Origin of the sequence: Ochrovirga pacifica (assembly GCF_000220525.1) — a bacterium.
GTDB lineage: Bacteria > Bacteroidota > Bacteroidia > Flavobacteriales > Flavobacteriaceae > Ochrovirga > Ochrovirga pacifica.
This window is the reverse complement of record NZ_AFPK01000036.1, coordinates 81,075-105,359: the sequence shown is the minus strand read 5'-3', so window position 1 is coordinate 105,359 and position 24,285 is coordinate 81,075. Positions and strand designations below refer to the sequence as shown.

At 31.5% G+C, this 24,285-nt stretch carries 21 protein-coding genes; 7 read left to right on the top strand and 14 right to left on the bottom strand.

Annotation, left to right across the window (positions count from 1 at the left end; translation table 11 throughout):
• Nucleotides 1–3 precede the first annotated feature (3 nt).
• The 8 genes from FS85_RS0107460 to FS85_RS0107425 form a co-directional block, all read right to left on the bottom strand.
• Nucleotides 4–1,860: a BatD family protein gene (locus FS85_RS0107460; protein WP_010135520.1), complete on the bottom strand. Its 1,857-nt coding sequence runs from the start codon at nucleotides 1,858–1,860 to the stop codon at nucleotides 4–6.
• Complete coding sequence (locus tag FS85_RS0107455) at nucleotides 1,844–2,668, bottom strand: tetratricopeptide repeat protein (protein ID WP_029489333.1); 825 nt, start codon at nucleotides 2,666–2,668, stop codon at nucleotides 1,844–1,846. The genes FS85_RS0107460 and FS85_RS0107455 overlap by 17 nt, the downstream gene beginning before the upstream one ends.
• Nucleotide 2,669: 1 nt before the next feature.
• Entirely contained in the window at nucleotides 2,670–3,710 is a 1,041-nt protein-coding gene (locus FS85_RS0107450) for a VWA domain-containing protein (protein WP_010135518.1), read from the bottom strand.
• Between the two features lie 65 nt (nucleotides 3,711–3,775).
• Nucleotides 3,776–4,777 (bottom strand): vWA domain-containing protein, encoded by a 1,002-nt coding sequence (locus FS85_RS0107445; RefSeq protein ID WP_010135517.1) that lies wholly within the window; start codon nucleotides 4,775–4,777, stop codon nucleotides 3,776–3,778.
• A complete protein-coding gene (locus tag FS85_RS15295; protein WP_050809628.1) occupies nucleotides 4,767–5,699 on the bottom strand; it encodes a hypothetical protein in 933 nt (310 codons plus the stop codon). The genes FS85_RS0107445 and FS85_RS15295 overlap by 11 nt, the downstream gene beginning before the upstream one ends.
• Nucleotides 5,700–5,735: 36 nt before the next feature.
• Nucleotides 5,736–6,602: a DUF58 domain-containing protein gene (locus FS85_RS0107435; protein ID WP_010135515.1), complete on the bottom strand. Its 867-nt coding sequence runs from the start codon at nucleotides 6,600–6,602 to the stop codon at nucleotides 5,736–5,738.
• Between the two features lie 88 nt (nucleotides 6,603–6,690).
• Nucleotides 6,691–7,680: an AAA family ATPase gene (locus FS85_RS0107430; protein WP_010135514.1), complete on the bottom strand. Its 990-nt coding sequence runs from the start codon at nucleotides 7,678–7,680 to the stop codon at nucleotides 6,691–6,693.
• Between the two features lie 157 nt (nucleotides 7,681–7,837).
• A complete protein-coding gene (locus FS85_RS0107425) occupies nucleotides 7,838–8,716 on the bottom strand; it encodes a hypothetical protein (RefSeq protein WP_010135513.1) in 879 nt (292 codons plus the stop codon).
• Between the two features lie 130 nt (nucleotides 8,717–8,846).
• Here FS85_RS0107425 and FS85_RS0107420 point away from each other — a divergent pair, with 130 nt between their 5' ends.
• A complete protein-coding gene (locus FS85_RS0107420) occupies nucleotides 8,847–10,061 on the top strand; it encodes a class I SAM-dependent rRNA methyltransferase (RefSeq protein ID WP_010135512.1) in 1,215 nt (404 codons plus the stop codon).
• Nucleotides 10,062–10,097: 36 nt separating this feature from the next.
• On the opposite strand, the gene FS85_RS0107415 is transcribed toward FS85_RS0107420, so the two are convergent.
• From FS85_RS0107415 to FS85_RS0107405, 3 genes are read right to left on the bottom strand one after another with little or no spacing between them, the layout of a single operon-like run.
• Nucleotides 10,098–10,844 carry a UDP-2,3-diacylglucosamine diphosphatase gene (locus tag FS85_RS0107415; RefSeq protein ID WP_010135511.1) on the bottom strand — a complete coding sequence of 249 codons (747 nt, stop codon included), beginning with the start codon at nucleotides 10,842–10,844 and terminating at the stop codon, nucleotides 10,098–10,100.
• Nucleotides 10,844–12,397, bottom strand: a complete 1,554-nt coding sequence (locus FS85_RS0107410; protein ID WP_010135510.1) for a S41 family peptidase — start codon at nucleotides 12,395–12,397, stop codon at nucleotides 10,844–10,846. Before FS85_RS0107410 ends, FS85_RS0107415 begins: the two co-directional genes overlap by 1 nt.
• Nucleotides 12,384–12,824, bottom strand: coding sequence for a deoxycytidylate deaminase (locus FS85_RS0107405; RefSeq protein WP_010135509.1), 441 nt, complete (start codon nucleotides 12,822–12,824; stop codon nucleotides 12,384–12,386). Before FS85_RS0107405 ends, FS85_RS0107410 begins: the two co-directional genes overlap by 14 nt.
• A gap of 110 nt (nucleotides 12,825–12,934) precedes the next feature.
• Here FS85_RS0107405 and FS85_RS15290 point away from each other — a divergent pair, with 110 nt between their 5' ends.
• Both FS85_RS15290 and FS85_RS0107395 read left to right on the top strand, forming a co-directional pair.
• Entirely contained in the window at nucleotides 12,935–13,855 is a 921-nt protein-coding gene (locus tag FS85_RS15290) for a formylglycine-generating enzyme family protein (protein WP_010135508.1), read from the top strand.
• 57 nt (nucleotides 13,856–13,912) lie between these two features.
• Nucleotides 13,913–16,141, top strand: coding sequence for a tetratricopeptide repeat protein (locus FS85_RS0107395; RefSeq protein ID WP_010135507.1), 2,229 nt, complete (start codon nucleotides 13,913–13,915; stop codon nucleotides 16,139–16,141).
• A 66-nt stretch (nucleotides 16,142–16,207) separates the two neighbouring features.
• On the opposite strand, the gene rpiB is transcribed toward FS85_RS0107395, so the two are convergent.
• On the bottom strand, nucleotides 16,208–16,639 hold the full coding sequence (gene rpiB / locus FS85_RS0107390; RefSeq protein WP_010135506.1) for a ribose 5-phosphate isomerase B: 432 nt from the start codon (nucleotides 16,637–16,639) through the stop codon (nucleotides 16,208–16,210).
• 40 nt (nucleotides 16,640–16,679) lie between these two features.
• Nucleotides 16,680–17,987 carry an NAD(P)/FAD-dependent oxidoreductase gene (locus FS85_RS0107385; protein WP_010135505.1) on the bottom strand — a complete coding sequence of 436 codons (1,308 nt, stop codon included), beginning with the start codon at nucleotides 17,985–17,987 and terminating at the stop codon, nucleotides 16,680–16,682.
• Nucleotides 17,988–18,684: 697 nt separating this feature from the next.
• Between FS85_RS0107385 and rnr the strand changes: the two genes are divergently transcribed.
• The 4 genes from rnr (at nucleotide 18,685) to FS85_RS0107365 (ending at nucleotide 23,329) form a co-directional block, all read left to right on the top strand.
• Entirely contained in the window at nucleotides 18,685–20,898 is a 2,214-nt protein-coding gene (gene rnr, locus FS85_RS0107380; protein WP_010135504.1) for a ribonuclease R, read from the top strand.
• 29 nt (nucleotides 20,899–20,927) lie between these two features.
• Complete coding sequence (locus FS85_RS0107375) at nucleotides 20,928–21,587, top strand: GIN domain-containing protein (RefSeq protein ID WP_010135503.1); 660 nt, start codon at nucleotides 20,928–20,930, stop codon at nucleotides 21,585–21,587.
• Between the two features lie 64 nt (nucleotides 21,588–21,651).
• Nucleotides 21,652–21,852: a Sec-independent protein translocase subunit TatA/TatB gene (locus tag FS85_RS0107370; RefSeq protein ID WP_010135502.1), complete on the top strand. Its 201-nt coding sequence runs from the start codon at nucleotides 21,652–21,654 to the stop codon at nucleotides 21,850–21,852.
• A 130-nt stretch (nucleotides 21,853–21,982) separates the two neighbouring features.
• Nucleotides 21,983–23,329, top strand: a complete 1,347-nt coding sequence (locus FS85_RS0107365) for a hypothetical protein (protein WP_010135501.1) — start codon at nucleotides 21,983–21,985, stop codon at nucleotides 23,327–23,329.
• Here the strand turns inward: FS85_RS0107365 and FS85_RS15285 are convergent.
• Nucleotides 23,326–24,231 carry an SPFH domain-containing protein gene (locus FS85_RS15285; protein ID WP_010135500.1) on the bottom strand — a complete coding sequence of 302 codons (906 nt, stop codon included), beginning with the start codon at nucleotides 24,229–24,231 and terminating at the stop codon, nucleotides 23,326–23,328. The genes FS85_RS0107365 and FS85_RS15285 overlap by 4 nt on opposite strands.
• Nucleotides 24,232–24,285: the final 54 nt, after the last annotated feature.

The window sequence follows — 24,285 nt, the reverse complement described above, 5'->3', positions numbered from 1 at the left end:
GTTTTATAAGTTTTTATCAATTTTAGCAATGGCTTTTTTGGCTAGGTCAAAATCTTCGTTCATTTTTTCATCCGAAGAAGGTGCATATCTTGCAAACTCACATGCGGTAAATACATTTATAAACTGTTTAATGATCTCTTTATCAACTCCTTTTTTAGAAAGTAAAGTTTCTATTTTTTCTTTGCTAATGTCCGTAGTTTCTACCCCCAATTTGGCCTTTAAATAATTGTGTAGTGCTTTTTCTAAAGAACTGTAAAAAGTAGTCTTATTTCCAAGTTCTTTTTTAGCACTTGCCAAATATTTTCTAGCTAATTTATCTGCATTTTTAAGTTTATTTCTTTGCTGATTTTTACTTAGTTCACGTTGTTTTTTAGAAGCAAAAATGCTTAACGGAATTAAAATTACTGGCAAAAGTAATAAGATATAAAACAGGGTAGATTTATAAAAATCTTTAACATTACTGCTTACAAAACTTGTGCTGGTTTGTATGTACCTAAAATTATCTCCGGTACTAGTTACAGATTGTTTTATAACTGTGTTACCTGATGTATAATCTTCTCCTTTGCTTGTAACTAATTCCTTTCCTTGGGTTACATTTAATACAATTTCGTCTGATGTTAACGTATGGTATTTTCCATCTTCAGGGTTAAAGTAAGAGAAACGTGTAGAAGGGATGATAAACTTTCCTTTAAACTGTGGAACCACAGTATAAGCTTCTTCTATACTTCCCTTTAATCCTGTGCTAGCGGTTTGTACGTTTTCTTTTCTTTCAGGATCATAAACCTCTAATTCTTTGGGAGTTTTAATTTCTGGTATTTCAAACAATTTTAGATTTCCTCTACCAGATACTTTTACTTTTATTTGTGCCGATTCGTTGGCTTTAAACTCATCTCTACTTGTAGTAACTTGATAATTGTAATCACCTACAGCTCCTGTAAAATCTAATGGCTTACCTTCTATTGGTAACGGTTTTACTTTTATTTTTTGAGTGGTAGAAGATAGTTTTTGATTTACATTTCTTGTAATCATGTTTCCAAAAAAATCTCCTCTACCTGTAGGCACTCCAATTACAACATCGGCAGACATTGCATTGATGCTAAGGGTTCCTTCTCTTTGGGGTATTAACAATACTTTGTGCAATACTGCATATTGCCAAATTTCCCCTTTGTACTTTCCTTCTTTAAATTGTGGTTTTTTATTTTCTATGTTTTGACTCCAAAACCCTTCATAATTGGGTGGTGTATCTACATCAAAACCGTTAATCCCCATTTGGTTTACATACAATCTATACTCTGCATAAATAGGCTGTCCAACATATGGATTTTCATCAGAAACGCTCAACACCATTTTTACATTCTGACTAGCAATATAATTGGGATCGTTTGGATCTGCAGGTAAATCTACAGGATCTACCACCGTAATAGTAATGGTGTTAGATTCTATCTTGTTCTCTTTATAAATAATACTTGCTGGTGGTATGGTAAAAACTCCCTTTGCTTTGGGTTCTAAAATGTACGTATACGTTTTGCTAAAATTGCTTTTTACCTTTCCGTTTATTACGGAGTAAGAGTTACTTACCGACTGACTTGGTCCTTGTACTACCTTAAAATTTTTAAAATTAGGCAATTTAAAATCATCTGCTTCTTGATTGTTTATTTCATATGAAATACGCAAACGTTGGTTTTCACCCAAAGTCTTTTTACTTACTTTTGCTGTTAATTTTACCTCTTGTGCATAAGTAGTAAGGGTAAATAAGGTTAGCACAGTAAAAGCAATAAAAAAAGGATTTATTGCCAAAAACTGTAGAGTACTGGATACCGTGTACTGCTTGCCGAATACTATATTACCAGTCTTTTTCATTGTTTTTTACTTTTGCTTTTGCTTTTTGAGCGTTTACTTTTTTCTGCGTTTTTTCTTCTTCATTACTCATAGACTCTAACAATTGCTGTATCTGTTCTGGAGACAACTTAGAGGGTTTGGGTTGTGCCTGTGGTTGCTTTTTATCTTCTCCGTTTTCTCCTTTATTTTGTTCTTGATCACTTGGTTTGCTATCTTCTTGATCTTGTTTATCTTCTCCATTTTTAGAGTCTTGGGAATTTTCTTTATCATCATCTTTATTTTGACCTTTTTGATCATTCCCTTTGTCTTTTTGATCTTTGTTTTGATCTTTGTTATCCTGATTATTTTTGTCTTTATCTTGGTCTTTTTGTTGCTGATCTTGTTGTTCTTTTTCTTGCTTAGCAGCAATGTATTTTTGTCTCAAAATATCATCAGTAGGATTTTTTAACAACGCTTGTTTGTAAGCTTCTAATCCTTTTTCTAGTTCCTTTTGTTTGATGAATGCATCTCCAATCAACTCACTAGTTTTGGCTTTATTTTCTTTACTTTTGGCCAATTTATTTGCCAATAAGAATTGATCTACGGCTTCTTTGTATTTTTTTTGCTTAAAAAAAGAATTTCCTAAGTTATAAGCCCCTTTGTAATACATTCCATCTTCTACCAAACTTTTTTGATAGGCAATAGCCGCATCGTCATAACTTCCTTTTTTATAGGCTTTGTTCCCTTCTCTTAATTGTTTCTTAGCTTCGTATACTTTTTCTTTTGGTAAATTTTGACCTAGTGCGATGCAACTTGTCAATACCAAAATTAATTGCAATGCTTGTTTCATCTTATACCTCATTTTCATTAAACAAATTTGTACTCTTTACCCATTTGGTTTTCTTTTCAAATACAAAGACATCAACTAAAATCCATAAAATTCCCAAACCAATAAACCATTGAAATTGGCTTTTGTAATCAGAAAATTGTTTCGATTCAAATTCTGTTTTTTTGGCTTTAGACAGCACTTCTACAATTTTATTTACCGATGTAGCTGTTTTATTTCCATCTACATAAAAACCGTTAGCACTGGCTGCTACTTCTTGTAACACTTGTACATGTCTTTGAGTAATGACGACTTCGCCATTTTTATCTTTTTTTAGTCCTTTTTGATAACCGTTTATCATATCCGGAATTACACCTCCTTTTTCAGTTCCAATTCCAACGGTAATCACTTTAATTCCTTGTTTATTTAATTCTTTGGCGGTATCAATTGTATTTTCTTCATGGTCTTCTCCATCAGATAAAATCACCAAATATTTGTTGGTTTGTTCATCGTTATTGTAATAATTTATGGCAGAATGCAGCGCTTCATTAATAGCCGTTCCTTGACTTGATACCATGTCTGGATCGGCATTTTTTAAAAACAATTTTGCAGCTGCATGATCTGTAGTAATAGGTAAAAGAGGGTAGGAGTTCCCTGCATAAATAATAATTCCGATACGGTCGCTACCTAGCTCGTCAATTGTTTTTAAGATAATTTGTTTGGCTTTTTCTAATCGATTTGGAGCAATATCTTCAGACAACATACTTTTTGACACATCTAAAGCAAATACTATATCTACTCCTTCGCGTTTTACTGTTTCTAACTTGGTTCCTATTTTTGGATTTACCAAAGCAATAGTAAAACTAGCAATAGCCAAGGCTAAAAACACGTATTTTAAACTGGTTTTATAAACCGAATAATCTGGTGCTAATTTTTGCAATAGCTTGATGTTAGCAAACTGTTTTTGTGTTCTTTTTTGCCACCAAAACTTATACAATAATATTAGTAACAACAAAGGCAACAAAGCCAAAACATAAAAATATATAGGTTCTTCTAGTCTGTTCATAATTTGGTTTATCTAGTTTTCAATTCTACGAAAACATCTGTCAATTATCTTTGTTAACTAATTTTCTAAATAAAACTTTTGAATAGTGTATTTTTTAAGAGGTACTCTAACACCAATAATCCGATGGCTAATAGGACTAAATTTCTGTACAATTCTTGATAATTATAATATTTAAATTCCTCTATTTCTGTTTTTTCTAATTTGTCTATTTCGTCGTAAATGGTTTTTAATTTGGTATTAGAATTTGCTCTAAAATACCTACCACCCGTCTGATCGGCTATATAACGTAACAAAGTTTCATCAATTTCAACTTGCATGGGTTTAAACAAAAGTTTACCTGTATAGTCTTTGGCATAAGGCATTTCGGCCATTCCGTTAGTACCAATTCCAATAGTATATACTTTTATTCCCACTCCTTTAGCCAATTCGGTAGCCAGTTTAGGATCTACAGAACCAGCTGTGTTTACTCCATCTGTTAAAAGGATTATGACTTTGCTTTTGGCTTTGCTATCTTTTAGTCTATTTACAGCTGCACCCAAGCCCATACCAATAGCAGTTCCGTCTTCTATATCTCCATATTCTATAGATTTTATAGTTCTTTTTACAATAGATTTATCGCTAGTAATTGGGGTTTTGGTATAACTTTCTCCTGCATACAATACCACTCCAATACGATCATTCGGACGTTTATCAACAAAATTTTCGGCTACTTTCTTTAAGGCTTCTAATCGGTTTGGTTTTAAATCTCTTGCCAGCATAGATCCCGACACATCGGTTGCCATTACAATGTCTATCCCTTTATTTTTTTTGTTTTTGGTTGTAACTGCAACATTTCTGGGTCTTGCCAAAGCTACAATTAGAGCAGCTAAAGACAATAATTTTAATACCCATAGAAATTGATATACTAGACCTAAAGCTGAACTCTTTTGAATTGCTGTTGTACTAGCCAAAGTTAACTTAGCTTGTTTTCTATTTTTGCTGATATACAACCAAACCGACAATATTGGCAATAGCAAAAGCAACCACAAAAAAGTAGGATTTGTAAATTCAAAATTACTATTCGTCATCATTTGCTACCTGTTTTTGAGATTCCACAATTTGATGAATGGTTTTAATAATCAATTCAGCATCTGATTCGTGCCCTCTAATATCGCTTTCCAAAGGTCTTTGCTTTGCAAATTTTACAAAATCAGCTTGAGACAACAGCATTTTTAACTTGGCTAACATTTCTTTGTCCAATCCTAATTTTTGCTGTTTATTTTCAACCGTCAGTAAGGCCATCAACTCGTCTGTTGTGTTTTCTAGTGCCTGAATAGCTAATTCATCACCGATGTATTTTCTTACTATTCCTGTCAATTCAGAATAATAAGCTTTGGTCTGATTGTTTTGCCACAATTGCTTATTTTGCAAAGCTTGTAACTCTTTAGATGCAGTAATAAAAGGAGGAATTTTAATAATTTTTTTAGGCTTTTCTTCTTTTTTATTGCGAAATAAAAAGTACAATCCTACTATAAAAACTAGCACTGCCAATGTTATGTACACGCTGGTCTTAGATCTATACCAAAACTCGGCAAAGCTATATTTTTCATTTTCAATATCTTTAGCTCTGTAATAAGGAGCTAATTTTGCAGTATCTACCTGTACTGTTGCAACATTTATCAACAAAGAATCTGTAAAATATGCTTTGGCATCTATAAATACTTGTTGTTTACCAATATAAAAAGCACCACTATCAAAACCTGTAATTAAATATTTTTTTTCAAACACATCTGTCAATGTATCTGCAGGCAATTCTTCTGCAACTTCTAAACCTTTTAAAGTCAGTTTAGGGAAAATCACATTTTTTTCTTTAGAAGTAACAATGGTATAAGTAATTTGTTCTCCAATTTTTATAGCAGTGGTATCGGCCTTGATGGCAATGTTGGGTTGTGATTGTCCCATGGCCAAACAAGTGCTTAAAAAAATAAAAATAGGGATGATTTTTTTCATCAATTTGAAATTCAAAACTTTGTAATTCATTATTGATTATCCTCTTTGTTTAAAATACGTCAACAATTTTTTTGCGTAATTTTCTTCGGTTCTACAACTTAAAATTCCAGCTCCACTTTTTTGAAAAGCAGTTTCAAAATTCTGTCGCCAGTAAGCAAATTGTTTTTGGTATTGATTTCTTACTTTTTTAGATGATGTGTTTACCCAAACTGTTTTATTTGTTTCGGCATCTACCATAGGAACTAAACCAATTTTTGGTAAGTTTTCATCATATTGATCGTATACTCTAACACCAGTAACATCGTGTTTATTGGCAAGTATTTTTAGCGTATGTTCGTAACCATCATTCATAAAATCGGACAAAACAAAAACAATGGCTTTTTTTCTTAACACATTTGATAGGTATTTTAAAGCCGTATTGATATTTGTTTTTTGACTTTTGGGCTCAAATTCTATCAACTCTCTTATAATACGCAATACATGACTTTTCCCTTTTTTGGGCGGAATGTAGAGTTCTATTTGATCTGAAAACAGTAACAAACCTACTTTGTCGTTGTTTTGAATAGCGGAAAAGGCTAGGGTAGCTGCTATTTCTGTTAATGTTTCTCTTTTAAACTGCTCTTTTGTTCCAAAGTTTCCAGATCCACTAATATCTACTACCATCATCATGGTAAGTTCACGTTCTTCTTCAAAAACTTTTACATAAGGCTCATTGTAGCGAGCAGTTACATTCCAATCTATGCTACGGATGTCATCACCAAATTGATATTGTTTTACCTCGCTAAAAGTCATTCCTCGTCCTTTAAAAGAACTATGGTATTCTCCAGAAAAAACATGATCTGACAATCGACGTGTCTTGATCTCTATTTTTCTAACTTTCTTTAAGATTTCTTTGGTATCCATTTTTAATAGTACTGAGTACTAAGTACTGAGTAGCTAATTACGATAAGTTTAAAACTTCGTACTTTCTACTTTGTACTTTGTACTTGGGTTAAGGTACTTCTACTACATTCACTATTTGGTTTACGATGTCTTCAGAAGTTACATTTTCTGCTTCTGCTTCGTAAGTAATTCCAATTCTATGACGCAATATATCTAAAACTACCGCTCTTACATCTTCAGGAATTACATAACCTCTTCTTTTGATAAAGGCATGACATTTGGCTGCTTTGGCTAAGGAAATACTACCTCTAGGAGAAGCTCCAAAAGAAATTAGTGGTTTTAAATTTTCTAGCCCATATTTTTCTGGATAACGTGTGGCAAAGATGATGTCTAAGATATACTTTTCAATTTTTTCATCCATGTAGACTTCATTAACCACTTTACGTGCATTGACAATTTGCTCTAAAGAAACCACAGGATTTACGTTTTCAAAAGATCCGTTTAAGTTGGCTCTCATAATCAATTGTTCTTCGTCTAACTTAGGATAATCAATCACTACTTTTAGCATAAAACGATCTACTTGTGCTTCTGGTAACGTATAAGTTCCTTCTTGATCTACAGGGTTTTGTGTAGCCATTACCAAAAAAGGCTCGTCCAATTTAAACGTTTCATCACCAATAGTAATTTGTCGTTCTTGCATAGCTTCTAATAAGGCAGATTGTACTTTTGCTGGAGCACGGTTGATTTCATCTGCCAAAACAAAATTTGCAAAAATGGGTCCTTTTTTAATAGAAAAGTCGTTTTCTTTCATATTGTAAATCATCGTTCCTACCACATCCGCTGGTAGCAAATCGGGGGTAAACTGAATACGGCTAAAAACTCCATCTACTGCTTTAGACAAGGTGTTAATGGCTAAAGTTTTTGCCAAACCTGGAACCCCTTCTAAAAGGATGTGACCATTTCCTAAAAGACCAATCAATAAACGATCGACCATATGTTTTTGACCTACAATAACTTTGTTCATTTCCATGGATAATAAATCCACAAAAGCACTTTCTCTTTCGATTTTTTCGCTGATAGCTCTTACGTCTACTTCCATTGTGTTCTACGATTTTTTTTACTTTACGTTTGTGATTTTATCAATTTGTGTACCAATTTACAATATTGATAGGAATTAAGAAATGTTGACAGTTTTAAAATAACAAAGAGCTGAAAAAAATTTCAGCTCTTTTTAAAAATTTTAATGTTATTTATATTTAAGGTACTATTATTTTTTGAATCATGATATTTCCTAATTCATCTTGTAATTCTAAAATATACAAACCTTGTAAGTTTTTGTTAGGTACTTTTTTACCTACGAAATTGTATACATTAACAATTCCATCATAATAGATTTTACTATGATTAATTGTAAAAGTTAAATTCTTTTTTTGAATGTGCTGATTACTTAGTTTGTAATTACAATCTTCATTAAAACTTGTTTCTGAATCTATATTTGCCCAATGGGTTGTGCTAAAAGAAGCATCGTCTACTTGAGTACAAACAAGATTAGGGTTATTTCTAGCATCAAATTGTCCTGAAAAAGGGATGTTAAACGAATTGGTTCCGTTTTTTATACTTAAAGAAGTCAATGTATTATTTTCACAATATACATATTCTAATTTTGATGCTTTGTCTAAAATTAGAGATGTTATGTTATTACTGCTACAGTTTAAGTACATCAAGTTATTTAAGTTATTGGTATCTAATGTGACTAAACTATTGTTTGAACATTCTAAGTTTTCTATACTACTATTGTTAGGAAAAGTTATAGAAGTTAAACCATTACCCAAACATTGAAGTTCTTCTAACGTATTATTTTTAGAAACATCAAGGTTTGTTAAACTATTCGAATTACATTTTAGAGTTTTTAATTCTTCAAAACCTTCAATTCCTTTTAAACTAGATATATTTTTAGAAGAAACATCAAGATTGATAACTGAAGAAATATTGGCCGTTATTACGTAGTTGTCTAAAGTAGTATCGTAGCCTAAATCTATCAATGCTTGCTCAAAATTTGAGTCCGGAATATAGGTTTGCTGAGAATATGTAAATAGGCTAAATAAAAGCACTAAGTAACAGAAGATCTTTTTCATAGTTAAATTTGGTTTTCTTGACAAAAGTACGAGCATCAATAATTTTATATAGTATTCTAATGTTAAATAGTCATTGTATTCATCAGTCATCCAAAAACAACTAACTTGCACATTCAAAAAAAGTTTTCCATTGATTGATTTTCCAGAAATTCCAGTAAATAAAATCGCATTTAAACTAAAACCTAATGCAGAGGTTTTGGTAAAAAAAGGACATCCTTGGGTGTTTGACAATAGTATTGCTAAGCAAAATAAAGAAGGGAATTCTGGAGATTTAGCTGTAATTTTTGATCATAAAAAAAATAAGTTTCTAGCGGTTGGGTTTTACGACCCTTTTTCGCCCATTCGAATAAAAATATTACAAGCCAACACAATGGCTAATATTAATAAAGAATGGTTTACTAATAAAATTAAAGAAGCTTATAAAAAAAGACTTCCGTTACTAGAAACAGACACCAATAGTTATCGTTTTATTTATGGAGAAAACGATGGTTTGCCTTCTTTAGTTGCAGATGTATACAATCATGTATTGGTGATTAAATTATATGCTTCTTTTTGGTTTCCTTATTTAAAGGATGTACTTCCTACACTAATAAAAATTAGTAGAGCAAAAACTACAGTTTTACGTTTGGGTAGAAATGTTCAAAAAGAAAAAAATAATTACAATTTATCCGATGGACAAGTGCTAGATGGTATTTTAGAAAACGAAGTTGTTGTTTTTAAAGAACACGGAGTAAACTTTTCTGCCAATGTGATTAAAGGTCATAAAACAGGTTACTTCTTAGACCACCGTGCCAACAGAAAAAAAGTAGGAGAGATGGCCAAAAGAAAAACGGTATTGGATATTTTTTCTTACGCGGGTGGTTTTTCTGTTCATGCCTTGGTGGGTGGAGCTACAGAAGTTACTAGTTTAGATATTAGCGGACCAGCCTTAGAAATTGCTAAAAGTAATGCTCATTTAAACGAGTATTTAGGTACTCATAAAACTTTAGTGGGTGATGCTTTTGAAGAGATGGAAAAACTCGCTAAAAACCAAACCAAGTTTGATATTGTGGTGATTGACCCTCCATCTTTTGCCAAAAGTGCTGCCGAAGTAAACAGAGCTCTAAGCAGTTATAAAAAATTAGTGCGTTTGGGCTTGCAACTGGTAGCTAAAAAGGGAATATTGGTTATGGCTTCTTGTAGTTCTAGAATTACCTTTGATGTATTTTTTGAATTGGTAGAAGACGTTTTAATCAACAACCGAGTTACCTACAAAGTATTAGAAACCACTCGTCATGATGTCGATCATCCTATTGGTTTTAAAGAGGGTTCTTATTTAAAAAGTATGTATATACAATTGCATTAAATCTGTTTAGATAACAAATTCAAAACCCTATAACTTTTATTGATATTCCTTTAACTTAAACACACCATTTTCTAGCACACCATAGGTAAAATAAGTAATCCAATCACCAGTATTTACGTATTTAGAGTTTTGAGGTAAATCATAAATCATGGGAAGATGACGGTGTCCAAAAACAAAATAATCATAGTGTTTTTTTTGGAGTATTTCTTTGCAATATAAAAGCAAAAACTCTTTATTTTCTCCCTGAAAAACAACATCTTCTTCACCAGAAATCAATTTGTTTTCTACAGATAAATATTTAGCCAATCCAACTCCTAAATCAGGATGAAGCCAACGGAATAACCATTTACAAACTGGGTTGGTAAACACTTTTTTCATCAACTTATAACCTGTATCTCCCGGACCTAAACCATCTCCATGGCCTATAAGAAAGGTTTTGTTTTGCAAAACAAATTCTTTGGGTTGATGATAAACAGGAATGTCTAGTTCTTTTTCAAAATAATCATTCATCCACAAATCATGGTTTCCTACAAAAAAATGAATTTGAATTCCTGCATCTTTCAACTCAGCCAACTTACCCAAAACACGTACAAATCCTTTTGGCACCACATGTTTGTATTCAAACCAAAAATCGAATAAATCACCTAGTAAAAATAAAATTTCTGCATCTTTTTTAATTTCATCTAACCATTGTACAAAGCGTTTTTCTCTGGGTAGACTAAGGGCTACAGTAGGGGCTCCAAAATGCTGATCGGATGCAAAATAGATTTTTTTAGCAGGCATTATTCCTCTTTTTTAGATAAGCTTAGCACCTTTTTTATATAAGGGTCTCTTTCTTGTATGAGTTGGTAATACACTTTATCGTTAATTAAAGAAACAGCAAAATTTTCTTTTAATAATCGATTTACTTCTAAATGATTTAATTTGTTAGGTGCAATAAAATCTACAAAAGCTTTGTGAATTTTTGGAGTGATTTTAAACTCTTTGATAAAGTTTTGTTCGTTGAATTTAGACAATTCATCACGATGCGTATCGATGTATTGATACACAAAATTATTAATCATGTTTAGTTCGTAGTAATTGGTGCTATTTAAGGTGTCTAATGGAATAAATACATCGGGAGTAATTCCACCTCCGCCATATACCACTTTTCCTTTTGGTGTAGTATATTTTAAAGAATCTATCACTTTAATACTGTCTTTGTAAAACAACTCACCACTTTTGTAACGATTTAGCACTTCATCGTTGTAATTGTTGTCTCCATAGGGTTTTTGAATAGATCTACCCGTAGGTGTGTAATATCTGGCAATGGTCAATCTCATTGCAGAACCATCGTTAAAGTCAATTTCTTGTTGTACCAAACCTTTTCCAAAAGTTCTGCGACCTATAATGGTTGCTCTGTCATGATCTTGCAAAGCTCCCGAAACAATTTCGCTAGCAGAAGCAGAATTTTGATCTATAAACACATATACATGTCCTTTTTCAAAAGATCCTTTTGTAGTGGCTACCGAGTTTTTCTGACGACCATTTTTATTTTTGGTATATACAATCAATTTTCCATCGGCCAAAAATTCGTCTGCAATTTGATCTGCAATATGCATATAACCTCCTGGGTTTCCTCTTAAATCTAAAACCAAATCTTTAATTCCCTCTTGCTGAAGTTCATCTAAAGCAGCTTTAAACTCGTCATAAGAAGTCATTGCAAAACGATCTAATTTTATATAGCCTAAACTATCGGCTATTTTGTATGAAACAGGCACACTTTTAATGGCCACTTTTCCTCTAGTAATGTTAAAATCTATGGTATTATTGTCTCCAGGTCTGTATACTTTTACTTTTACTTGAGTATCTTCTATTCCTTTTAATTTACTTATAATATCATCAGAATTAAGATTTTTACCATACAACGTATCTTTATTTGCCATTAGCAAACGGTCACCATCTCTTAAACCTGCTTTTTTACTAGGGCCATCGGGCAATACTTTTACGACTACAACTGTGTCTTTTTTTACAACAAATTGTACTCCAATTCCCACAAAATTACCATTCATCGTTTCTTTGGTAATTTGCTGTAAATCTTTAGATAAGTAGCTAGAATGCGGATCTAATTTGTTTAACAAATCGGTAATAATTTCTTCGGTAATTTGTTCTGCATCTACATCATCAACATATTCACTTTCTATATATTTTAGTACAGCACTTAATTTATTGTTTCCTTTGGTTTGTGAAGGATTGTAAATTGTTCCTGCATTTTTGATGTTAAAAAAGCTTCCGACCATAATTCCGAAAGCTATTGAGATTCCTATAAATAATGGAATGTTGTTATTCTGTTTCATCAATATCTAATTTCAATAATTCAACTCCAGCTTTGGCTAAAAATTCTAGTCCAGTTGTGTCTTTATATTCTTTGGCGTAAACCACTCTTGTTATTCCTGATTGATGGATTAATTTGCTACAATCTTTGCAAGGAGATAAAGTTATGTATAAGGTAGCTCCTTTGGTTGATTGGGTGGAAGCTGCAACTTTTAAAATTGCATTGGCTTCCGCATGCAACACCATCCATTTGGTTTCGTTGTTTTCATCTTCGCAACAATTGTCAAAACCTGTAGGAGTTCCATTGTAACCATCAGAAATAATCATCCTGTCTTTTACAATAATCGCTCCAACTTTTTTACGTTCGCAGTGCGATAATTTAGCCCATTCGAAAGCAATTCTTAAATAAGCCGTATCGTATTTTAGTTGCTTGTCTGTTAAGATAGACATTGTTTGATGTTTTAATTAAACTATTCAACAAAAATAACATCTTATTATTACTTCTACCTATATTCTAGATATAATTAGATAATATTGCAACAAGATACAAATCAAACACCATGAAATATTTATTTAGCATTTTGCTATTGGCAAGTACCATTGCTTGTAAAAATAACAAAAACCAGGACAACAAAGAAAAGCAACCTGAAACACAGCAATCCGAACAAAAAAGTCCAATTTCCCAAGAAAATACGTCTAACAATACCCAAGATATGGTCTTTTTTAAAGGTGGAGAAATTACCATTGGTTCTGACGATAGAACTGAAATAGAAGCCCCTAGTTTTACCACCATAGTAGCCCCTTTTTACTTAGATATAAATTTGGTAACCGTGGCTGATTTTAGAAAATTTGTTGAAGCAACCAACTATATTACTGAAGCTGAAAATTTTGGAGATTCTGGAATTTTTGATTTAAGAGGAATCCGTTGGAACTTGGTAAAAGGAACCACTTGGGAATATCCTTTTGGTCCCGAAGGTGATAAAGCTCAAAACAATCATCCCGTAACCCATGTAAGTTGGAACGATGCCAATGCCTATGCTACATGGGCAGGAAAAAGATTGCCTACAGAAATTGAATGGGAATATGCTGCAAAAAATGGAAAAGAATTAAAATATCCTTGGGGAAACAGCGTTAAGATGAATGGAAATTATATGGCCAATACTTGGGACGGACAAACCATTCAAGATCAAAATGTTAAAGACGGTTACTTGTTTACATCTCCTGTAGGTGCTTTTCCTAAAAGTAAAAGCGGAATTAATGATATGGTAGGAAATGTATGGCAATGGACTGCTACTGTTTTTGAACCTTATGATAAAACTATTCCTTTTCAAAAAAATGCACAAGTTGTTGTTACCAGAGGAGGTTCTTTTATGTTTGATCAGGCTTTAGAACTTAGTTATACTACAACTTTTAGAGCTCAAAATACAGTAGAATCTTCTTTGTTTAATACTGGATTTAGATGTGCCAAATCTGCTGAATAAATAAAACACTAAATAGTATTTATTTGTAAATTTAGGAACTCTAAAAACACTAACCTTTTGAAAAAAATAATTCTCCTTACAATTATAAGTATTCTTGTTTCTTGTGGAGATAAGAAAGAGGAAGCCTATCAAAAAATGGATCCTATGTCTATTTTTACCAATACTGATAGTATTCCTAACAAACATTATGTAGGTAATCAAAAATGTAAAGAATGTCATGCCGATCAATTTCAGCAATGGGAAGGATCTCATCACGACAAGTCTATGCAAAAAGCAACACGACAAACCATCTTAGCTCCTTTTAATGGAGAGGTTTTTGTAAGTCAAGGAGTCACATCTACTTTTTTTCAAAAAAATGGAAAATTTTACGCTAATACTGAAGGTAGAGATGGTAAAAATCATGACTATGAAATTATTTATACTTTCGGATTAACTCCTTTGCAACAATATATTGTATTATTTCCTAACGGGCATTATCAGTGTCTTAGAACTGCTTATGATACAGAAAAAAACAAATGGTTTGACTTGTATCCAGATTTTAAAGTAGTACACAGCGAATGGTTGCATTGGAGTAGAGGAGGACTAAATTGGAACACTATGTGTTCTGATTGCCATAGTACTAATGTAAAGAAAAACTACCATGAAAAAGATCATAGCTATACCACCAATTATGCCATTGTAAATGTTAGTTGTGAGGCTTGTCATGGTCCTGGTAAAGAACATGTTTCTAAAGCTGTAATTCAAGGAGATCGATATAAAAATGATGGCAGTATGCAAATGACCAATTTAAACTCTAAAGAATTGGTTGATGCCTGTGCAAGATGTCATGCTAGAAGAGAGAATATAAGCTTATTTCATACACCTCAAGGAACTTTTTTAGACCATTACTACCCTCAGTTAATACGTGAAAACTTATATTATGCTGATGGTCAAATTTTGGATGAAGATTATGTTTATGGATCATTTGTTCAAAGTAAAATGTACCATAACGGAGTAAGTTGTAAAGATTGTCATGATGTACATTCTACAAAACGAAAATTTGACGACAATCGTTTGTGTTTACAATGTCATGAAGGACCTAAATACGATTCTGAAACACATCACAAACATCCTATAGGTACTCAAAGTGCTTTGTGTATTAATTGCCATATGCCAGGTAGGTTTTATATGGGAAATGATTTTAGAAGAGACCACAGTTTTAGAATTCCACGACCAGATTTAAGCTTAAAATACAACACTCCAAACGTATGTTCTGGTTGTCATAAAGACAAAGATGATCAATGGGCTTATGATAACTTTGTAAAACTGTACGGAGAGCCTAAAAAAAATCATTTTTCAGACAAATTAGCCCCAGGAATTGCAAGAGCAGAAGGTGGTAAGGATAGTTTAATTGCTTTGGCAAAAGATACTATTTATCCAAATATTGCAAGAGCTTCTGCAGTGTCTAATCTAAACAATTACACACATTTAATTAATGTAAAAGAAGTCTTACAATTTCTAAAAGACAAATCGCCTTTGGTAAAAGGTGCTACAGCAGATTTGTTGTTTGAATTGAAATTAGGAACCGACAACTATAAAGCTTTGTTGCCTTTGTTAAAAGATAAAAAACGTGCTGTGCGTGTAAAAGCTTTTTTTGCTTTAAGTGCCGTACCTAAATCTAAAATTCCACAAGAATACCTTCCTTTTTACAACAAAGTACGTGTAGAGTTTGCCAATAACTTAAAAGTAGGAGGTGAGTTTTCTGGTGGTAGAATGAAACGTGCACAATACTATATGGGTGTAGGAAAAATTACCAGTGCTATTAAAACTTTAGAAGAAGCTTTGAAACTAGATCCCATAAACAATATTGTTAGAACAAGTTTGGCCAATTTGTATTATCAAAATAAACAGTATACCCAAGCAGAACAAGCTTACAAAACTATTTTGGAACAAGAACCTGGTTTTGGATTGACCAATTTTGATTATGGACTTCTTTTAAACGAATTAGGAAAACCAAAAGAAGCTATTTTGCAATTAAAAGAAGCTTTAAGATTGCTTCCTGACAATGATAGAATAGCTTATAATTTAAGTTTATTGCTATTTCAGAACAATGATAGTAAACAAGCAATTTTAGTGCTTAAAAAGCAATTAAAAACTAATCCTAACAACACCGATTTGATTTATTTGTTGGCATACATGTATCATCAAAACAAACAAATTGATTTGGCTAAAGAACAAGCAAAAAAACTACTGGAGTTGCAACCCAACAATCCGCAATATTTACAGTTTTACCAAGCATTAAATTAACACTAAAAAATCCGCAGTAGAATTAAATTTTACTGCGGATATATAAGTTTTTAAAAAATATATTTCTTAACTACAAGCTATTTTAGCCACTCTATTTTGATGTCTTCCTCCTTCAAAATCGGTATTTAAAAAAGTTTCTACCATGGTTAACACCTGAGGTATGGCTGTAAAACGAGCAGGAATACACAAAACATTTGCGTTGTTGTGCTGTCTTACTAAAGAAACAATTTCGTTAGTCCAACACAAACCAGCCCTTACATTTTGATATTTATTAGCAGTCATGGCTACTCCATTTGCAGATCCACATATTAGTATTCCAAAATCTACTTGTTGAGTAGCTACTGCATTGGCAACTTGATGCGCATGGTCTGGATAATCCACACTATCAAAAGTGTCTGTACCGTAATTAACAACCTCAATTCCTTTTTTTTCTAATAAAGTTACAATTGCTTGTTTATAATCTGGTCCTGCATGATCGTTTCCGATGGCTATTTTCATTTGTTCTAGTTTTATATGCTGCAAAATTACACAAAAAAGACTACAATTCTGCGTTGGTTCTTACTCTGCGTTTTCTAACACTAAATCGTCTAATAATTAAACGAGATCCTTTGTTGTAATTGGCATAGTTGTAAATCCAAGTAATTAAAATTACCAATCTATTTTTAAAACCAACCAAAGATATTAAGTGTACTGCCATCCATATTAACCAAGCAAAAAATCCTCCAAATTTTAGTTTTTTAATATCTGCTACCGCTTTGTTTCTACCAATGGTTGCCATAGAACCTTTGTCGTTGTATACAAAAGGCTTTAAGTTTTTATTTCCTTTTAAAATCTTTGGAAAATTTTTAGCCAAATTTACTGCTTGTTGAATAGCTGGTTGGGCTACCTGAGGATGACCTCTTGGATAATCTTTAGAAGCCATTAAAGCTACATCTCCAAGAGCAAAGACATTGGAGTATCCTTTTACTTGGTTAAACTCATTTACGTAATATCTTTTGCTTCTAGGTTCAGAGGCTTCTTCCGAAAATCCATCAATTCTATTGGCTATTACACCAGCAGACCATATTAAAGTTCTAGAAGCAAATTCTTTTCCATCTTTTGTTTTTGCTAATTTTCCGTCGTATTCTGTAACAATGGTATTGGTATGTATTTCAACCCCTAATTCTTTTAGAAACTGAGTAGATTTTTTAGAAGCATGCTCACTCATAGGAGGTAGTACTCTATCGGCTCCTTCTAGCAAGTTTATTTGCATTAATTCTGAATTTAAATCTGGATAATCTAAAGGCAATACACTCTGTTTAAATTCTGCAATAGCACCAGCCAATTCAACTCCTGTAGGTCCAGCACCTACAATAACAAAATTTAATAAAAAACGTTGTACTTCTTCATCAGCTTCGACTGTGGCACGCTCAAAATTTTGTAAAATCAAACTACGTAAATTCAATGCCTGAGGAATAGTTTTCATAGGCATTGCGTGTTTTTTTATTTCTTTATTTCCAAAAAAATTGGTTTTAGTACCAGTATTGATAATTAAATAATCGTATGAAAGCTCTCCTATGTCCGATTTTACAATTTTGTGGGTAGGATCAATTTCTTTAACATCGGCCATCCTAAAATAAAAGTTCTGTTGTTTTTTGATGAACATTCTTAGAGGATAAGCAATAGAATCAGATTCTATACCACTAGTAGAAATTTGATACAATAATGGTTGAAACGCATGGTAATTGTGTTTGTTTACCATTACTAATTGAATGGGTAATTTACGTAGTCTTTTTACCAAATTTAGACCCGCAAATCCACCACCTATTACAACTACTCTAGGCAAATTGGATTTTGGTACATTCATAAGATTAGTTCTTTTTTTAAAGAAAGCAAATTTACAAAATGGAAGGTTAGTAGCTATATGCTTTGTTGTTTATTTAACTCCTTAAAAATCAGCAACTATACATTAAAAAAAATGTAGTAAAAATAATTATTTATTATGTTATTTACATTAAAATAGAGTTATTAACATATAAATTGATAAGTTTCTTGAATTCTATTAAAAATCAGCAAGTTATAAGATATATAAAAATGTTGATAACCTGTGATAAAATTCTATTAAGTTAATTTTGATTTTAAGTTCAAAAAAACAATACGTGACTTAAACCACATCATGCAAATTTATTTACAAATAAGTTATCACAGCTTATTAACAATTTATTCACACTTTATCAAAAATCTTGTAGTTGATTTTTATACTCAGAAAACAGCTAAAACAGTTATCAACAAGTGTGAATAACTATAATTATACTACTAAAAAACAATACTTTAAAGTCTTAATAAAATGTTAATAAAGTAAATTCTATGTTAAGTAAAAGTTTTTGATTGTTAATTTATTGTGAAAATCAACAACTAATAATAGTTCATAATGTGTTTTAAAATTTTTTAAGAAAAGAAAAATAATTAAATATTAAATTGTTAAAAATCAATTTTAAATGTGATTATTAGCTAAATCAACTTTATGTATTTATGTACCTTTACTAGATGAAAAACTTAGAACTATGGCAAGAGGTAAAAGAAATAAGGGAATTTTCAAATCAAAAGGTAAAATCGTAAAAGATTTAACGAAAAATATTTTTAAAACTTTAAACTCTAACCAAAACAAACCTTTAAACTACAAACAAATTGCCGCTAATCTTGGACTAAAAGACCACAACAGCAAACAACAATTATTAGCCAAGCTTGAAGAATTAAAATTTCAAAAAAAAATTATTGAAATAGAAAGAGGTAAATATCTTTTAGATGCTACCAAAAATTATCATATAGGGCAACTAGATGTTACCAAATCTGGAAATGCATATTTTGTGTGTGATGATTTAGAAGAAGATGTTTTTATACACAAAAACGATTTAAACAGCGGACTTAATGGCGATACTGTAAAGGTATATGTTTACAAAAGAGCTACTAAGAAAAAAGTAGAAGGTGAAGTTGTAGAAATTATAGAAAGATACAAGCATCATTTTGTAGGAACACTACAATTAAGTACTAGCTACGGCTTTGTGGTACCTGATGACTTTAGTATGAGCAACGACATTTTTATTCCTAAAGAAAAAATTGGAAATGCTGAAAACGGTGATAAAGTGGTAGCAGAAATAACGGACTGGCCTAGTGACTCTAAAAATCCATTTGGAATTATTACACGTGTTTTGGGTAAATCTGGAGAACATAATACAGAGATTCATGCTATTCTAGCTGAATACGATTTGCCATACGAATTCCCATCTCAAGTAGAAGAAGCTGCCAAAGCTTTAGAAATAGAAATTACAGAAGATGAAATTGCTAAAAGAAGAGATTTAAGAGATGTCTTAACTTTTACTATTGATCCAAAAGATGCAAAAGATTTTGATGATGCACTATCTTTTCAGGTTTTAGAAAATGGAAATTATCAAATAGGAATTCACATAGCCGATGTGTCTCATTACGTACAAGAAGGCTCTGTATTAGATAATGAAGCTTTTGAACGAGCTACTTCAGTTTATTTGGTAGACAGGGTAGTACCTATGTTGCCAGAAATGCTTTCTAACGGAGTTTGTTCTCTTAGACCCAATGAAGAAAAACTTACTTTTTCAGCTATTTTTGAAATGAATGAAAAAGCAGAATTGTTACACCAATGGTTTGGAAGAACAGTAACTTATTCCGACAAACGTTTTGCTTATGAAGAAGCTCAGGTAATTATAGAAAATCCTGAAGCAAATCCGCCAACAATTCCTTCAGAAATTTCGTTAACAGGAGAAAGCTATGAAGTAGATACAAATATTGCTAAAGCAATTCTAACCTTAGATAGTTTGGCAAAAAAAATGAGAGCTAAACGATTAAAATCTGGTGCGCTAGCTTTCGATAAAATAGAAACAAAATTTAATTTAAACGAAAAAAGTGAGCCTGTAGGAGTCTTTTTTAAAGAATCTAAAGATGCTAATAAACTGATTGAAGAATTTATGCTATTGGCCAATAAAAAAGTGGCAGAATTTATAGGAAGAACAAAATCAGGACAACCTAAAAAAACATTTATTTACCGTGTGCACGATGAACCTAATGTAGATAAATTAGAAGCTTTAGGAAATTTGGTTTCTAAATTTGGATATGCTATTAATACCAAATCTAGAATATCTACATCTTCTTCTTTAAACAAGCTACTTAAAGATGCCCATGGAAAAGCAGAATCTAATATGATTGAAACATTAACAATTCGTTCTATGAGCAAGGCAGAATACACTACAGAAAATATTGGTCATTACGGATTGGCTTTTGATTATTACAGCCATTTTACTTCGCCTATAAGACGTTACCCAGATGTAATGGCTCATCGTTTGTTACAGCATTATTTAGACAGAGGTAAATCTGTTTCTGCAGAAGAGTACGAAGAAAAATGCAAACACTCATCAGAAATGGAAATGTTGGCCTCTAAAGCAGAACGAGATTCCATAAAATACATGCAAATAAAATACATGCAAAATTTTACTGGTAAGGCTTTTAAAGGAGTGATTTCTGGAGTTACAGAATGGGGAATTTATGTTGAAATTATTGAAAATAAATGTGAAGGTATGGTAAGATTAAGAGATATTACCAGCGATCATTTTATTTTTGATCCAGAAGAATATGCTTTAATAGGTAAACGTTACGGAGAAACTTATAGGCTAGGGGATGAAGTTTGGATAAAAGTTAAAAATGCAGACCTAGAAAGAAAACATTTGGACTTCTTTTTGATAGAAGATTAATCCATTAAAATAATATTGACACAGAATAAATGAAACATTTTTTATTATTACTATTTGCTACAAGCACACTTTTTTCACAAAAATTAGAAAGAAATTTAAAAGAATTTAAATCTATAGAAATAACCAGTGCTATGGACGTTGAATTGATTATTGCTGATGATTACAAAGTGGTGGCTACAGGAAATGATACCGATAATTTGATTATTGAGAATAAAAATCACGAATTGGATATTTCATCATCACTTACCAAAAAATTTAACAGCGACATTAAATTAAAGATTTATTACAAGCCTGGATTACGTCATATAAAATTGTCTAACAACGTAGTGATACACTCCAAAGATATATTGAAAGAAAATTTTTTAGAGTTTATAGCAATTAATAACATAAACGCTAATTTAAGCCTTGAAACTGTAGATTTGATAGGAGAGTTTGAGTTGGGTTCTAATATTGTCTTAAAAGGGACTACAGAAAGCCAAAAAATTAAAGTACTTTCAAAAAGCAAATACAAAGGTTTTGCTTTTAAAAGCAAAAAGGCTTATGTAAAAACTGTGGCATCTGAAGCAGAATTATATGTTACCGAGTTTTTAGAAGCTAATGCAAGGCTTAAAGGAACTATTATTTATGATGGTGATCCATTTTCGGTGGTAGAAAAATCTTTTTTAGGAGGAATTATTCGTAAGAATTAGTTTACGTACTCTATTATATTTCCATAATAAAAATAGTATATTTGTTACCTAAAATTTAATAATAATGAATATTTTAAATATATCACTTGGTTTTGTTGGACCACAGTCCATGATTTTAATAGCGGTTGTTGTTCTATTATTGTTTGGAGGAAGAAAAATTCCGGAATTAATGAAAGGTCTTGGTGGTGGAATTAAAGAATTTAAAAAAGCAACACAAGACGATGATGATGACAAAAAAAAGGTAGAAGAAGACTCAAAAAAATAATTATATTTTTTTTTATAAATTGCAAACCATTAAGTTCCCCACTTAATGGTTTTTTTGTACCCCTTAACTTTTTACCCTATACAGTCAGTTGAAAACTAAACTTATTTTTATCTTGTGTACCTGTACATTTATGTTTGGGCAACATAAGGTTTCTTACGACAGATTTTCTGGTAGTTATGGTTTGTTAACCAATCCTGCCTTAATAGCTAATTCTCCAAAAAAATTAGACATACATATTTTATCTAATTTTACTACGGTTGCAAATACGGTATCTGACATTGATTATTCAAAAATTATTGATGATTTAAATATCAACAGCCAAGATGTAAATTATCTAATAGATAATAACTTTACAATTTCTAGTTTGGATACTTTGTACCAGCAAAGAGAGTTAAAAAATTATTTAAATTACTTTCCAAATTATCTGGCCACTACTTCAGATAAAGCCATTGTACACTCTACTATAATGGGACCTTCTTTTGTGTATGCAATCAATTCTAGACATAGTATTGGAGCTTTTTCTGCTTTAAAATTGGTGAGTTATTTTAATAATTTTAACATTGATCTTATTACAAGAGAACAAAAAATAGAAACCCTAGCCGATTTAACTGATTTTATGAATAACAACATAAAAGGTTATGGTAATTCTTTTAGTTGGTACGAATATGGACTTAGTTACGCTTTTGTAGCTTACCATGAATATGATAAAATGTTAAAATTTGGAGTTTCATTAAAGCAGCTTAGAGGTATAAAGTATGCATCATTTAATTTTATAGAATTCAATAATTCTCTTTCTATTAATCAAGAATTTCCAAAAAAAAGTACGGTAGATGTTACAGGTAAACTTATTTTAGAAAATAATAATTTTGGTTCTAATATCGGTTATGGTGTAGATTTAGGTTTTGTTTTTGAAAAGAATAGAGAAAGAAATCATTCTTTTTACATTGCAAAAAGAAATAGAGTTTTTTTTAATTATATACCATATTCTTATAGATTGGCAGTTTCTTTAACAAATATTGGATACCTTACTTTTAATAAGGTTAAAAAAGAAGAAAATCAGGTTCATTATGTTTTTCCTAACCAAGAACCTGATTTTTCAGAATATTTTAAATTTAATTCTACAACTAAACCTACCAAAGAAACTTATATATTACCTACTACTTTGCACTTAAATTATGATCATTACTTGGGCAAAAGCGTTTTTTTAAATACAAATTTAGACGTTCGATTTGCCAACGCATCTAATGTTGATCAGATTTATTATCCTTCAAATTTATCAGTAGGTTTACGATTTGAAAAGCGTTTTTTTACTTTAGCCACTGATATAAATTATGATAGTTTACAAAATTTAAGAATGGAATCTTATCTAAGATTAGGGTCTTTTTTTGTCCGTACTTCACAATTGCTTTCTAACTTCAAGGAAACTTTTTATTACGATTCTATATCTTTGGGAATTAGAGTCCCTTTTTTAAATTAAGAGTTATCGTCCGCTTTTTCTATTTTATTTGCAGCAATTAAACTTGTAACCATATCATTTAACATATTGCTAGCAGCATTAGGATTGTTTGGTAGCAATATTAAGTTACTCTTTGTGTCTGAACCTATGGATTGTAAAGTATCGTAGTGTTGTGTAATAACTATTAATGCAGATGCTTCTTGACTGTTGATTCCTGCTCTGTTTAATACATCAACCGATTCTTCCAAACCTTTTGCAATTTCTCTTCTTTGATCTGCAATTCCTTTACCTTGTAATCGTTTGCTTTCCGCTTCTCCACGTGCTTTTTCTACAATGGTAATTCTTTCAGCATCACCTTCAAATTGTGCAGCTATTTTTTCTCTTTCCGCAGCATTAATTCTGTTCATTGCTGCTTTTACTTGTGCATCAGGATCTATATCAGTAACCAATGCTTTTACAATGTCATATCCATAATCAGACATAGATTCTTTTAATTCTCCTTTTATAGCTAAAGCGATATCATCTTTCTTTTCAAATACATCGTCTAATTTCATTTTTGGCACTTCAGCTCTTACTACATCAAAAATATATGCTGTTATTTGATCGTTTGGATTTTGTAATTTGTAAAACGCATCTTCTACTTTGTTAAACAAAACTTGAAATTGAACCGAAATTTTTAGTTGTACAAATACATCGTCTTTAGTTTTGGTTTCTACCAATACATCTAGTTGTTGTATTCTTAAACTAAGTCTTCCTGCAATTTTATCAATAATGGGTATTTTAATATTTAGTCCTGCTTGCCTTGTTCCTACAAATTTACCAAATCGTTCTACTATTGCAACCGTTTGTTGTTGTACCGTAAATAAACCAAATAGAATTAGTATTACTATAATTCCTATAATTGCTATGGTGCTAATGCTCATTTTGTTTCTATTTTAAATTAAAAAGTCCTTATAAAAATAGTTTTTCATAAGGAC